Annotated in this window: 13 protein-coding genes; all 13 read right to left on the reverse strand. The window is 66.5% G+C overall.

All coding sequences use genetic code 11. From position 1 onward, the window contains the following. Positions 1–28: 28 nt before the first annotated feature. A complete protein-coding gene (gene rodA, locus ACXYMR_RS00780; protein ID WP_458940838.1) occupies positions 29–1,174 on the reverse strand; it encodes a rod shape-determining protein RodA in 1,146 nt (381 codons plus the stop codon). Further along, on the reverse strand, positions 1,174–3,048 hold the full coding sequence (mrdA, locus tag ACXYMR_RS00785; protein WP_458940839.1) for a penicillin-binding protein 2: 1,875 nt from the start codon (positions 3,046–3,048) through the stop codon (positions 1,174–1,176). The genes rodA and mrdA overlap by 1 nt, the downstream gene beginning before the upstream one ends. Positions 3,049–3,057: 9 nt before the next feature. Continuing rightward, positions 3,058–3,579 (reverse strand): rod shape-determining protein MreD, encoded by a 522-nt coding sequence (gene mreD / locus ACXYMR_RS00790; protein WP_458940840.1) that lies wholly within the window; start codon positions 3,577–3,579, stop codon positions 3,058–3,060. Further along, positions 3,576–4,811: a rod shape-determining protein MreC gene (gene mreC / locus ACXYMR_RS00795; RefSeq protein WP_458941908.1), complete on the reverse strand. Its 1,236-nt coding sequence runs from the start codon at positions 4,809–4,811 to the stop codon at positions 3,576–3,578. The genes mreD and mreC overlap by 4 nt, the downstream gene beginning before the upstream one ends. Positions 4,812–4,847: 36 nt before the next feature. Further along, positions 4,848–5,888, reverse strand: a complete 1,041-nt coding sequence (locus ACXYMR_RS00800) for a rod shape-determining protein (protein WP_458940841.1) — start codon at positions 5,886–5,888, stop codon at positions 4,848–4,850. A gap of 135 nt (positions 5,889–6,023) precedes the next feature. After that, positions 6,024–6,740, reverse strand: a complete 717-nt coding sequence (locus ACXYMR_RS00805; RefSeq protein ID WP_458940842.1) for a TVP38/TMEM64 family protein — start codon at positions 6,738–6,740, stop codon at positions 6,024–6,026. Positions 6,741–6,812: 72 nt separating this feature from the next. Continuing rightward, entirely contained in the window at positions 6,813–7,322 is a 510-nt protein-coding gene (locus ACXYMR_RS00810; RefSeq protein ID WP_458940843.1) for a hypothetical protein, read from the reverse strand. Positions 7,323–7,380: 58 nt separating this feature from the next. Next, the gene (gene ilvC / locus ACXYMR_RS00815; RefSeq protein ID WP_458940844.1) at positions 7,381–8,373 is read right to left on the reverse strand and encodes a ketol-acid reductoisomerase; all 993 of its coding nucleotides are present in this window, start codon (positions 8,371–8,373) and stop codon (positions 7,381–7,383) included. After that, a complete protein-coding gene (gene miaA / locus ACXYMR_RS00820; protein ID WP_458940845.1) occupies positions 8,370–9,296 on the reverse strand; it encodes a tRNA (adenosine(37)-N6)-dimethylallyltransferase MiaA in 927 nt (308 codons plus the stop codon). The genes ilvC and miaA overlap by 4 nt, the downstream gene beginning before the upstream one ends. Then, positions 9,293–10,675, reverse strand: coding sequence for a Do family serine endopeptidase (locus ACXYMR_RS00825; RefSeq protein WP_458940846.1), 1,383 nt, complete (start codon positions 10,673–10,675; stop codon positions 9,293–9,295). Before ACXYMR_RS00825 ends, miaA begins: the two co-directional genes overlap by 4 nt. Positions 10,676–10,791: 116 nt before the next feature. Beyond that, positions 10,792–10,986, reverse strand: coding sequence for a DUF2065 family protein (locus tag ACXYMR_RS00830; protein ID WP_458940847.1), 195 nt, complete (start codon positions 10,984–10,986; stop codon positions 10,792–10,794). After that, positions 10,983–11,861, reverse strand: a complete 879-nt coding sequence (gene hflC, locus ACXYMR_RS00835; RefSeq protein ID WP_458940848.1) for a protease modulator HflC — start codon at positions 11,859–11,861, stop codon at positions 10,983–10,985. Before hflC ends, ACXYMR_RS00830 begins: the two co-directional genes overlap by 4 nt. Then, complete coding sequence (gene hflK / locus ACXYMR_RS00840; RefSeq protein WP_458940849.1) at positions 11,858–13,009, reverse strand: FtsH protease activity modulator HflK; 1,152 nt, start codon at positions 13,007–13,009, stop codon at positions 11,858–11,860. The genes hflC and hflK overlap by 4 nt, the downstream gene beginning before the upstream one ends. Positions 13,010–13,103: the final 94 nt, after the last annotated feature.

Here is a 13,103-nt window from a genome sequence, read left to right on the forward strand (position 1 = left end):
AGTTCAGGGTTTTCGGGGGTTTCGGGGCCTAGCCGAACAGCCCGGCGCCGCGCGGAGGTTCGGCATTGCGGTGGATGTGGGCGCCGAGGATCAGTCCGAAGCCGGCCATGACGGCCAGAATCACCGTGCCGCCATAGGACACCAGCGGCAACGGCACACCGACCACGGGCAGCATGCCCATGACCATACCGACATTGATGATCACGTAGAGCGCGAAGGTCGTCGCTACGCCCATGACCACCAGTCGCAGGAAGGTCGATTTGCAGCTCGCCGCGATGGCCACCGTATTGGCCAGCACCAGGGCATAGATCGCCATGATGGCGATACCGCCGACAAAGCCGAACTCCTCGCCCAGGATGGTGAAAATGAAATCCGTCTGCTTCTCCGGCAGGTAATCCAGCTGTGACTGCGTCCCTTCCATGTAGCCCTTGCCGGTCAGACCGCCGGAGCCGAGGGCGATCTTGGACTGCAGGATCTGGTAGCCGGCGCCGAGCGGATCGGCATCCGGGTTGAACATGGTGAGAATGCGCGATCGCTGGTATTCCTGCAGCCCGTAACGGAAGAAGAGCGAACCGCCGACAAGGCCGGCGATGGCACTCGGCAGGATCACTTTCCAGCTCAACCCGGCCAGAAACACCACGGCGGCCCCCGTCGCCACCAGCAAGAGCGTCGTGCCCAGGTCCGGTTGCAGGGCGATCAGCATGGCCGGCATGCCGATCAGTGCTGCCGGCACGATCAGACCACCGAGACTGGAGACCTTTTCGCGCGGCAGGTCATGATAGAAGCGGGCCAGCGCCAGGACGACAGCGACCTTCATGACCTCGGAGGGCTGGATGCGGATTGGACCGATATCGAGCCAGCGCTGGGATCCGTTGATGGTGATCCCGGCCAGCTCCACGCCGACCAGGAGCAATAAGGCGCCCAGATAGACCGGGTAGGACAGCGCCATCCAGAAGCGCGGCGGGAACATGGCGATGATGATCAGACCGACAAACCCGATGGCAAAGCGGATGGCGTGCTTGGTCGCCCACGGGTCCCAGCTGCCGCCGGCGACAGAGTACAGCATGCCCGTGCCCGCCGCGCCGAGCAGGACGAGAAGCAGGACCAGGGTCCAGTTCATCTCCATCAGCTTGGCCGGCAGGTTGCGCGGAATGCTCTCGCGGAAGACGGCCATCAGGCGCCACCGGAGCGCGGGCGAGAGACATCGGCAAACACGCCGGCCCGGCTCGACGGGTCACGAGCCACCACGCGGCGCAGGATGTCACGGGCGGGGAACTTGGCCGCAGTCGACCCGCCGCCATGTTCAATAACCACGACGCAGGCGTATTTCGGCACGTCCGCGGGCGCGTAGCACATGAACAGGCCGTGGTCGCGCAGGCGCCAGGGCAGGTCTTCCTGGCTACGCACGCCGGCGGCGCGCTCGGCCGCGGTGATCGAGTAAACCTGGGCGGTGCCGGTCTTGCCGGCCATGTCGACCCCGTCAATGCCCAGCCCGCCCAGCGAATAGGACGTCCCGCCCGGTTCGTGCACCACCGCCCGCAGCCCCTCGCGAACCCGGTTCAGACTGTCTTCGCCGATGCCCATATAGGGCGCCGGCGCGGCCATGGCATTGCGGTAAAGCGTCGGTCTGACGGTGCGTCCGGAAGCGACACGGGCGGTCATCACCGCCAGCTGCAGCGGCGAGGTCGTGACATAGCCTTGGCCGATGCCGGTATTGTAGGTGTGACCGGTGGTCCAGGGCTGGTTGTGTCGCGCCCGCAACCAGGCCGGATTTGGCATGGTGCCCTGACGCACCCCGGATATCCCGATATCGAAACTCTGGCCGATGCCGAACTGCACCGCCATGTCATGCATGCGCGTGATGCCGAGCCGATTGGCCATCTCGTAGAAGAAGATGTCGCACGAGGTCTTGAGCGCCCCGTGCAGATTGACCGGGCCGTGGCCCTGGCGCCGCCAGCAGTGGAACTGCCGGTTGCCGAGCCAGGTCGACCCGGTGCAGCGGATATACTCGCTCGGGCGCACGAGGTCATGTTCCAGCGCCGCTGTCGCCACCACCGCCTTGAACGTCGAGCCCGGCGGGTATGTCCCCTGCACAGCCTTGTGATAGAGCGGATTGTGATCGTTCTCGCGAAGCGCCGCGTAATCGCGCGTCGAGATCCCGTTGACGAACAGGTTGGGGTCGAAGCTTGGCGTCGACGCCATGGCAATCAGTTCGCCGCTATTGACGTCCATGACCACCGCAGCCGCGCTCTCGGCACCCAGACGCTCGTGAGCATAGCGCTGCACGTCGGCATCCAGGGTCAGGACAACATCCTGCCCCGGCTGTGGAGCCGTCGACTGGTCGGGCAGTTCACGGATTACCCGGCCACGCGCATTGACCTCGATCTTGAGTGCGCCCGCCGAACCGCGCAGATCCTGCTCGCGGGCGACTTCCACGCCATTCTTGCCAACCCGTGCGCCGGGGTGACGCAGCAAACGTTCCGCTTCCGGCGGATTGGCGTCGATATCGTCCTCATTGGGGATCTGAACGTAACCGATCACATGGGCAAAGGCCGGTCCGTAGGGATAGCTGCGCACCTCGCCGACATCGGGCGTGATCCCGGCCAGTTCCGGGGCATTGAGATTGATCGCCGCAAAGGTCTCCCAGTCGAGATCTTCCGCCACCGTGATGGCCCGGAAGCTCGGCTGCCGGCCTGCCGCCCGGATCACCCGTTCTCGGTCGTGGTCCTCCAGCGGCATGTAGCGCGCCAGCTGGTCGAGCGCAGCTTCCACATCACCGGCCTGCTCCGGCGTGATCAGAACCCGGTAGCTGTCGCGGTTCTCCGCCAGCTTGACCCCGAACCGGTCGAGGATCTGGCCTCGCGATGGCGGCAGAAGACGGAAATTGAACTGGTTGTTCTCCGACAGCAGGCTGTAACGCTCTGATTCCAGCACCTGCAGCGTGTACAGGCGCGCACCCAGGCCCAGGAAGGCCAGCCCGCCGCCGCCCGCCATCAGCAGGGCCCGGCGGGTGAACTTGAGATCGTCTTCCTGGCGGTCAGCGCGCATGGGTGAGGGTCAGCCTCCGATAAAGCCCGTCCGGCCCGAACGGCGGCGACGCAGCACGATGAAGGCCAGGAGCGGGAACATGAGAATCGTGGCGATCACCTCGATAATCAAGGGCTGGACGTCGGCAAGTTGCTCGAGGGCAAAACTTCCGGCCGCAAACGCGATGGCATGGGCCAGCACCAGAGTGCCGGCAAAACGGATCAGGATCGGCGGCAGGTCACGCGGCATGCCATCCTCGCCGCGGAACCGGAACACGCTGATCGAAACCAGATAAGACAGCGCCCACACGCCCATCGGCGCACCGGTCAGCAAGTCCTGGGTCAACCCGATGGCGAACACCACGATGGGCGGCATGAAGCGCGGACGCAGGCCGGACCACAGGAAGATCACCATCAGCGGCCAGGTCGGCATCACGGTGATGCCGTCGACCAGCCGGGTCGGTGTCGCCTGAAGGATAAGCGCGGCCAGGACGGTGAGCACGCAAAAGGCCGCCGGCCAGGCGACGGACTGGCGTTCGCTGGGAGATCTCATCGCTCGTCCTCCTCCGCCTGCGGCTCGTCCGCTTCGGTCGCCTCGCTTGGCGCACCATTATTGGCCAGATCGTTGAACTCGCGCGCCAGGCTGTCGAGGATCAACGCATTGAGGTCCTGCTCGCCACTCGGATCGACGGGCTCATCAATGGCGATCACGCCCTCCTCCCCAGGTCCGCCTGGCTCGGGAGCAGCAGCAGCCGCACCCTGACCGCTCGGCCCCGTCACCGGCGCGGCGGTCCCGGTCTGCGGATCGGCGACCACGACCGGCGCATTGCCGGCGTCTGTCAGCGGCGCCCGGCGGCGATTGTCAGGCGTGCGGTCAGGCGCAGCATCGACCGTGCCGATGCCGATCAGTTCAATGCCGACCTGCCCGCCGGGGACCGGCTCCTCGTCCGGCGGGGTCACCCGCTCGAACGGCCAGACCCAGACGAAATCGACCGAGGCCTGATCGGAGTACAGCTGGACCCGCCAGCTGCCGTCGCGCGCCTGGACCGCCTCGCCGACCGGAAGGCCGCGCGGCAAGACCCCGTCATCGCCGGAACTGACGATCCGGTCGCCGTCCTGCAGGTCCGGTGCCCGACCGACATATTCCAGTCGCGGGTACTGCGAATTGTCGCCGACCAGGATGGCGCGGGCATTGGAGCGGTCGGCCATCACCGGAACCCGGCTGTTGAGGTCGGTGAGAAGCAGCACGCGAGCCGAACGACGTCCGGTTTCGTAGACCCTCCCGACCAGGCCGAACAGGTTGATCACCGGATAACCGTCGCGAATGCCCGCCTCGGCGCCGCGCCCGATCAGGCGCGCCTTGACGAAGGGGCCGCTCGGATCAGCCACCGTCCATGCCCCGATGCGGTCTTGGATGGTTTCCGACTCGACGTCGAGCGCTTCCTCGTAGATCTCGATGCGGTCGCGCTGCCGGTAGGCTAGGTCCTCCCAGTAGCGTGCCTCGATCAATTGCTGGCGCAGCTCGGCATTCTCGGCGGCCAGCTCCCCCTGCATGCGGAAATAGGGCCCGATATTCTTGATCGCGCGCAAGGGCTGCGCCGCCAGCTCGAGGACCGGTACCGCCACATCGGTGAAGCCAGCACGAAAACTGGCAAAGGCGGCGGATCGGGATGCGGGCCGGTCAAAAGCGATGAGCGCGCCGGACAGGACGAGCAGGGCAATGAACAGGGTCCGGGAAAACTGGACCCCCTGTTCATTGTCATGGCGTGTCGAGCGGCGTGTCACCAAGCCTTCACTCCTTCTGCGATGCAGGCGGGGAGCTTACACGGCTTCCGACAGGATGGGACGCCAGATGCGCAAATCTTCCACGGCCTTGCCACATCCGAGTACAACGCATGAAAGCGCCTCATCGGCCAAGCTTACAGGCAGCCCGGTGCGTTCGCGCAGTTCGGTGTCGAGATTGCGCAACAGGGCGCCACCGCCGGTGAGCACGATGCCCTTGTCGACAATGTCGGCCGCCAGCTCCGGCGGCGTCGCTTCGAGCGCCTGCTTGACCGCTTCGACGATCTGCTCGACCGGCTCGGACAGGCTGTCGGCGATCATCGCCTCGGTGACCGCAATCTCGCGCGGAACGCCATTCATCAGGTCGCGGCCCTTGATGTCCAGCGACAGGCCCTCGCCCTTCACCGGCGGCATCGCCGAACCGATTTCCTTCTTGATGCGCTCTGCCGAGGTTTCGCCGATCAGCAGGTTCGCCGAGCGGCGGATATAGTTGATGATCGCCTCGTCCATCTTGTCGCCGCCGACGCGCACCGAGCGCGAATAGACAATGCCGGAGAGCGACATCACCGCGACTTCGGTGGTCCCGCCGCCGATGTCGACGATCATAGAACCGGTCGGCTCGTCGATCGGCAGGCCGGCTCCGACCGCGGCCGCCATCGGCTCGTCGATCAGGTAGACCTTGCGCGCACCGGCGCCGAGGGCCGATTCGTGAATGGCACGGCGCTCCACCGCGGTGGCACCCGACGGCACGCAGATCACGACCTGCGGCGACACCATGGCGCGACGGTTATGCACCTTCTGGATGAAATGCTTGATCATTTCTTCGGCGACGTCGAAGTCGGCGATGACGCCGTCACGCATCGGCCGGATGGCTTCCACATTGCCCGGCGTTTTGCCCAGCATCAGCTTGGCTTCGGCGCCGACCGCCTGGACGTGCTTCCGCCCCTTCTCGATCTTGTAGGCGACCACGGACGGCTCATCGAGCACGACCCCGCGTCCCTTGACGTAGACCAGCGTGTTGGCGGTGCCGAGGTCGATGGCAATATCCGCGGAGAGCAAACCAAAAAGACTATTGAGCATGGGGGGCGCTAATTTCGAGGAGTGTGGCGGCAAAGCCGCGGTGCAACTGTTTTTCTTGTGCGATGCCCCGCGGGAGATTGCAAGGCCTGCATCCGCCTTGGCGCAGATGGGCCGGATAAATTTGTCCGCAGGGAATCAGTTCGGATCGATCTTAGACTGGCGATTGCGGCGCAACCATGTCCGAGCCATCAGCATCACCCCGATCCAGCCGCCCACCGCGACGAGCAGCGACAATCCGAGCAGCATCTGCCCCTCGCTCATCATCGCGATGATGCTCTGGCCGGCCAGCCCGACCACGAAGATCTTTGGCCCCGTGCCCAGCGCCGTGCCGAGAAGGAAGGCCCAATACGGCGTCCGCGCCAGGCCGAAGCCCATATTGACGACAATGAACGGTCCGGACGGCACCCAGCGCACCACCATCGAGGCGAGCAAGCCGTTGCGGCCGATGAAATCGGAGATCTTGTTGGCCCAGTCGCCGCCGTAGCGGGCCAGCAAGTCGGCCCCGAACCAGCGCCCCATGACATAATTGACGCTGGCTGCACTCAGGGTCGCGATCCAGGCATAGAGCGCCCCGGTGGTCGGGCCGAAGGCGACAATGGCTGCCGCCATAAGCCCGAATTGCGGGGCCCCGAGAAAGGACAGCAGGGTGAACACCAGGATGGTGACCGGCAGGGCATACCACTGGCTTGCCGTGGCATCGAACAGGTCGCCCGCCGCGCCCGGCTCGATGTCGAGCACGAAGCGGCCGAGCAGGAAGACCAGCACCACGATGGCAAACAGCACAATCGACACGCCGACCGCCCGGGCCGCGCGCGCGTCCATGCGCAAGAAGAAGTCCTGGAAGCGATTCATGCGCCCCCTCGCCGCGCTGCCCCGGTATCCTGATTAGCCAGTGTCGCGGTGACCGGCAATGCGAAACACAGCCTAACCGCTGATTTCCGCGTCGCCATTCTCTTCCGCTTCACCGGCCACGATTGCGGCCAGCTTGGCCCTCTGGACAGCCAGCACGCCGAGCTGTTCATCGAGCACTCGCAGGATGTTGCGCGCCTCGTGCTCGTCAATGCGCCCGGGCGAGCGTTCGGTCTCGCTGAGCGATTCCATGACGGCGGAGATGTTACGGGCATTGCGGCGCGACGCTTCGCCGGCCAGGGCGAGCCAGTTGGCGTCCTCGGCCTTGTCGATCGGCACGAAGACCCCGCCGGCCAGCGCCGCCAGGTGTTGCGCGGCGGCCGTCGAGCCGGCCTCGGTCAGGCACGCTACCCGGGCGTAGGATATCTCATTGGTCGAATCCGGGTCGGCCAGGGCGTAGACCCGGGTCCGGCTCAGCTCGAGCAATTCCATCACCTTCGGAATGCCGCCGACTTCCTCGAAGACCCGCGCCACCACTTCCTTCGGCTCGCCGTAGCGCCTGATCTTGACTGGATTGAATGACACTTTGCGTCCCCCGCAATACCCGACTCTGTCCGGCCACAGTCATACGCCGGTTTGATGTTTATTTCGAGGCACCAAGGATGCGGGCGCGCAGTTCCGCCCCGGCAGCCTCGACCGGTTCGGCGCGGTCCTGCTCGCGCGCCGCTTCCAGCACACCGCCCTGTTCATACGCCTCCACCCATTTGCGGGCGAAGGCGCCGCTTTCGATATCCGCCATGGCGGCGTCGAACGTGGCCTGCAATTCCGGCCCGGCAATGCGCTCCTCGATCAGTCGCGCGCCGAACTCGGCGGTATCGGAAATCGCCTCATACATGCCGGCAATGCCGCGCGACTGGATCAGGTCGGCGAGGTATTTGATCTCGTGCACGCAGTCGATATAGGCCATCCGCTCACTGACCCCGGCGGCCACCAGGCGCTGGTAGCTGGCCTTGGCCAGGGCCACCAGGCCGCCGACCAGCACCACCTGCTCGCCGAACAGGTCGGAGACCGTTTCCTCGCGGAATGTGGTCGGGAAAATGCCGACCTCGCCGCAGCCCAGCGCCGACAGATAGGCCAGCGCGCGTTCGCGCGCGACGCCACTGGCGTCCTGGTGCACGGCCCAGAAGCCCAGCAGGCCGCGGCCTTGCAGGAATTCCTCGCGCACCGCCCCGCCCGGCCCCTTGGCCGCCGCCAGGATGACATCGGCATCCGCCGGCGCATCGATCAGCCCGTAATGCACCGAGAAGCCATGGCACACGATCAGCGCTTGGCCCGGCTTGCGGTGGGGCGCGATAGCGTTCGTCCAGATGTCCTTGTGGGCCTCATCGGCCGCCAGGAGGGCCAGCGCATCAGCCCATCTGGCTGCCGCCTCCACGCTGACCACTTCAAACCCGTCCGCCTCGGCCTTGGCGCGCGACGGCGAGCCTGGGCGCAGCGCGATACGGATCTGCTCGACGCCGCGATCCCGCAGGCACAGGGCGTGCGAGCGACCGTGATTGCCGTAACCGACAATGCCCATGCGGCAGGTCTGGATGGGCTCTAGGTCGATGTCGGCGGTATAGAGTGCGTCCGTCATGCCAGGCCTCGTCCAGTCACAAATTCAAGCGCTTCCCGCTGCGCAGCGCCGGCATCCAGTGTCGCGATACGGTGCCAGTCGGGCATCTGGTTGCGGAACCAGGTCAGCTGCCGCTTGGCATAGCGACGACTTTCGCGCTTAGCGTCCTCGACCGCATCCTCCAGCGACACCTCCCCGGCAAGATGCGCCGCCAGGGACGGCAGGCCAAGCGCTTTCATGGCCGGCAGGTCGGCCGCCAGGCCGCGCGCCAGGAAATGCCTCGCTTCGTCCAGCGCGCCCGCCGTCATCATCGCGTCAAAGCGCCGGTCAATCCGCGCGTAGAGCGCCTCGCGGTCCGGCTCGACCACCAGGCCGATCCACGAAGCCGGTTCCAGAAGTGGCCGCGTCTCGGTGCGAAAGTCTGACAGGGTACGGCCGGTCTCGTACCAGACTTCCAGCACCCGCAGCAGGCGTTGCCGGTCGGCCGGGGCAATCGCCGCTACAGCGTCCGGATCGCGTTTCCGCGCCGCATCGTACAGGGCCGCCCCGTCCCCTTCGGCGGCCTGGCGGGCCTTGTCACGGGCCGCCTCACCGATTTCCGGCACTTCGGCCAGCCCGCGTGTCAGGGCGGAAAAATACAGACCCGTCCCGCCGACCAGGATAGGCACCCGGCCGCGCCCACGGATGTCGTCTATGAGCGCCAGGGCGGCACGCGCCCAGCGCCCGACCGACCAGCGCTCCGCCGGATCGGCGACGCCGAACAGGTGATGCGGCGCCGCGGCGCGCTCCTCGGCACTGGGCCGCGCCGTCAGCAGTTCCAGCCCCTCATAGATCTGCATGGAGTCAGCGTTGACGATCTCGCCATCAAGCTCGGCCGCCAGCGCCAGAGACAGCGAGGTCTTGCCCGACGCCGTCGGTCCGGCGATCAGGACTGTCCGGGTCACGGCCGGATCGACTGCAACACGTACTGGCCGCCGCGATTGATCTGTATGCGCAGGGGGCCGCCTTCGTGCGCCTCGACGATCTCGCGGATGTCCGCGATCGAGCTCACTCGGGTGAATTCCACTTCCTCGATCACGTCCCCGGCGCGCACCTTGCCGGCCGCATCGCTGCGCTCGTCGACATCGGTGACCAGCACGCCCTGGGCATCGGGATGCACGCGGTATCGCCGGCGCGACGGCGCGTCGAGAACCGCCAGGCTCATGCCCAGAACGACATTGCCATTGCGTGGCGCCGGCTCGACCACGGCGCCGGACCGGGGGGCCGCCTCCGCTGCGTTGCCGTCGCTCAGTTCGCCCACGGTGATGTCCAGCGTCATCGGCTGGTCACGACGGATGATCTCGATCTCCACCTCGCGGCCGATCTCGGTCTCCGCCACCAGCCGCGGGAAGGTGCGGCTGTTGTCGACCGCCTGGCCGGCAAAGCGCAGCACCAGATCGCCGGTGCGCAGTCCCGCCTCGTCGGCCGGCCCGCCGTCCTCGACGCGCGAGATGATGGCTCCCTGCGGGCGCGGCAGGCCGAAGCTTTCCGCCAGTTCCGGGGTCACCAGCTGTACGCTGACGCCGAGCCAGCCGCGTCGCGTCTCGCCGTACTCGATGAGCTGGTCGACGACCTGGGTGGCGATATTGGCCGGTATTGACAGGGAAATGCCGACGCTGGCGCCGGTCGGCGACAGGATCAGCGTGTTCACGCCCACGACTTCGCCGCTCATGTTGAACAGCGGGCCGCCGGAATTGCCGGTATTGATGGCCACGTCGGTCTGGATGTAGTCGTCATAGCGGCCGCCGGCCTCGCGACCGCGCGCCGACACCACGCCGGCGGTCAGCGTGCCGCCCAGCCCGAACGGGTTGCCGATGGCGATCACCCAGTCGCCGACCCGGGCCCGGTCGCTGTCGCCGAAGCTGACAAAGGGCAGCTCCTCGCTGACTTCCATCTGCAGAACCGCAAGGTCGGTGACCGGATCGATCCCGACCACTTCGGCGGCGAACACCCGGCCGTCGGGCAGCGCCACTTCGACCTCGTCGGCTCCGTCGATGACGTGATTATTGGTCACCACCAGCCCGCTCGGGTCGATGATGAAGCCGGAGCCCAGGGAATTGGCGATGCGGGGGGCGTCGCCGAGAATGTCGTTGAACTGTTCCAGCGGCGAGCCCTCGGGAAACTGCGGCAGGCCGTCTTCCGTGTTCAGGCGCTGCGCTGCGGAAATGTTGACCACCGCCGGCGACAACTCCTCGGCCAGCTGCGCAAACCCGTCCGGTGCCGGATGGGCAAGGGCCGGCGTGGTCGACAGGGCGAGGACGAGAATAAGCAGGAGACGCAGCATGGATCACCCGTGCGGGCCAGAGGACAAAACAGTGTTAAGCCTGTGAATACAGTGCGGCGCACCCCGGCGGCAAGGCGGCTGGCTGCGCCGTCTCGCGATTGTTCCGGGTGCCACGCTCAGGCCAGCAGCACCAGCAGCAGGAGCGCGGACCCGAGCGCCATCGCCATCAGCCCGGCGGTACGCAGGTTTTCCCGCCCGATCTCGCGCAGCTGCGCCGCCATGCGCACCATAAAGTCGGGGGCGACCGCATAGGCCGCCCCCTCCAGGATCAGGACACCCGCGAGGGCGGCCAGTATGATGGTGGTGATCACCGACCACCCTCGTCACGGAAGTACTCGAAGAACTCCGAGTCCGGCGGGATGATGATCGGCGTGCCATCTTGCAGGGCGACTTCATAGGCCTGCATGGAGCGGTAGAAGGCGAAGAATTCCGGGTCGCGGCTGTAGGCCCCGGCATAGATCGCGTTTCGCTGGGCATCACCCTCACCGCGGATGCGCTCGGCATCGGCGCGCGCCTGCGCTTCGATGATCGAGGCCTGGCGGTCGGCGTCGGCCCGGATTTCCGTGGCCTGCTGATTGCCCTCGGCGCGGATACGCTCGGCTTCCTGCTCACGCTCCGAACGCATGCGCTCGAACACGCGGTCGGCGATCTGGTCTGGCAGGTCGGCGCGCAGGATACGCACGTCGATGACCTCGATGCCGAACTGGCCATTGGCGACCTGGGCTTCCACCGCCGACTGCACGCGGTTCATCAGCTCGGCACGCTGGCCGGAGATGACATCGCTGGACGGGATCGAGGCGATCACGCCACGCAGGCTGTCATCCATGATCTGCTCGAGGCGCACACGCGCTCCGCGCTCGTCACGGAAGGACTGGTAGAAGGCCAGCGGATCGGTGATCCGGTAGCGCAGGAAGGCATCGACGACGAGGCGGACCTGGTCGGCGGCCTGGATTTCCTCGGCGTCGAGATCGAGCTCGAGATTACGCTTGTCGAACATCACGACATTGTCGACGAAGGGCAGCTTGAAGTGCAGCCCCGGATCGGGCTCGGCCAGCTCGTTGACCGCGCCGACCGGTTCACCGAAGCGCAGCACCAGGGCCTGTTCGGTCTCACGTACCGTGAACAGGCTTTGCAGCACGACGAACAGCACGCCGACCAGAATGATGATGCCAAATGTGCGGATCATTGATTGCCTCCCTGGGCCGGACGCCGGGACTGGCCCAGCTCGTTGAGCGGCAGGTAGGGCAGTGCGCCCGCATCGCCGTCGAGCACGATCAGGTCGGACCGTCCGAGCACCCGCTCGAGGGTTTCCAGATACATGCGGCGGCGGGTCACCTCCGGCGCCTGGGCGTATTCCTGGTAGATCGAGATGAAGCGGTCGGCATCACCCTGGGCCTGGGCAATCACGCTGTCGCGATAGGCCTGGGCCTGCTGGGTCTGCTGGGCCGCCACACCGCGCGCCTGCGGGATCACCCGGTTGGCGTGCGCCGTCGCATTGAGACGGGCCCGCTCGGCGTCCTGCTCGGCCACGTCGACATCGCGGAACGACTCGATGACCCGCTCCGGCGGCTGGGCGTTGCGCAGGTTGACCTGCAGGATCTGGATGCCGGCATCATACTCGTCCAGCGTCTCCTGCAGCAATTCCTGGGTCCGGCGCGACACTTCGGCGCGACCGTCGGTAATGATGAATTGCAGGTCCGAGGTGCCGATGACTTCGCGCATGGCGCTTTCCGCCACCGCTGTTACCGTGCCGCGCGGGTCCCGCACATTGAACAGGAAGTCGCGCACACCGTCCTCGTCGCCGAGGGCGACACGCCACTGTACGGCGAAGTCGATGTCGACGATGTTCTCGTCACGGGTCAGCATCTGGCCCGCCGCGCCCTGGCCAATCTGGATCGTGTTGGTCGTGGTGACTTCCGGGATCAGCACGCTTTCCACCGGAGTGGGCAGCTTGAAGTGGAAGCCCGGACCGGTGGTCCGGTTGTACTCGCCGAAGCGCAGCACGACGCCGGCCTCGTTGGCCCCGACCTGGTACCAGCCGGAACCCGGCATCAGGAACCAGACCGCCACCAGCACCAGGGCGATGAAACCGACACCGAAGGCGCTGGCGCCACCGCCGCCGCCCTTCTTGCCGCCGCCCGAACCGCCGCCACCGCGGCCGAACAGGCCGCCGAGCTTGCGCTGCATGTCGCGCACCACGTCATCAAGGTCAGGTCCCTGGTCCGGTCCGCCGCCCTGCGGCCGCCGTCCCCACGGGTTCTGACCGTTATTGCCGCCGCCGGAGCCCCACGGGCCTCCGCCGCCGCCACCGCCGGTATTGTCATTCCATGGCATGGATGGGTTGATCCCTCTTCCTGTATTCGCGTCCTTGATGAACTCTAGCGCGATTGGACGCAAGGGCGAGGCGGAACCTGCAGTCAGCCAGTCC

Source organism: Maricaulis sp. CAU 1757, assembly GCF_054482675.1.

What these genes read in the sequence shown, in the direction of transcription:
- ACXYMR_RS00805 (WP_458940842.1), bottom strand. Translation starts at nt 6,740, where the DNA reads ATGAATCGCTTCCAGGACTTCTTCTTGCGCATGGACGCGCGCGCGGCC.
- hflC (WP_458940848.1), bottom strand. Translation starts at nt 11,861, where the DNA reads ATGATCCGCACATTTGGCATCATCATTCTGGTCGGCGTGCTGTTCGTC.
- mreD (WP_458940840.1), bottom strand. Translation starts at nt 3,579, where the DNA reads ATGAGATCTCCCAGCGAACGCCAGTCCGTCGCCTGGCCGGCGGCCTTT.
- rodA (WP_458940838.1), bottom strand. Translation starts at nt 1,174, where the DNA reads ATGGCCGTCTTCCGCGAGAGCATTCCGCGCAACCTGCCGGCCAAGCTG.
- ACXYMR_RS00825 (WP_458940846.1), bottom strand. Translation starts at nt 10,675, where the DNA reads ATGCTGCGTCTCCTGCTTATTCTCGTCCTCGCCCTGTCGACCACGCCG.
- hflK (WP_458940849.1), bottom strand. Translation starts at nt 13,009, where the DNA reads ATGCCATGGAATGACAATACCGGCGGTGGCGGCGGCGGAGGCCCGTGG.
- mrdA (WP_458940839.1), bottom strand. Translation starts at nt 3,048, where the DNA reads ATGCGCGCTGACCGCCAGGAAGACGATCTCAAGTTCACCCGCCGGGCC.
- ACXYMR_RS00800 (WP_458940841.1), bottom strand. Translation starts at nt 5,888, where the DNA reads ATGCTCAATAGTCTTTTTGGTTTGCTCTCCGCGGATATTGCCATCGAC.
- ilvC (WP_458940844.1), bottom strand. Translation starts at nt 8,373, where the DNA reads ATGACGGACGCACTCTATACCGCCGACATCGACCTAGAGCCCATCCAG.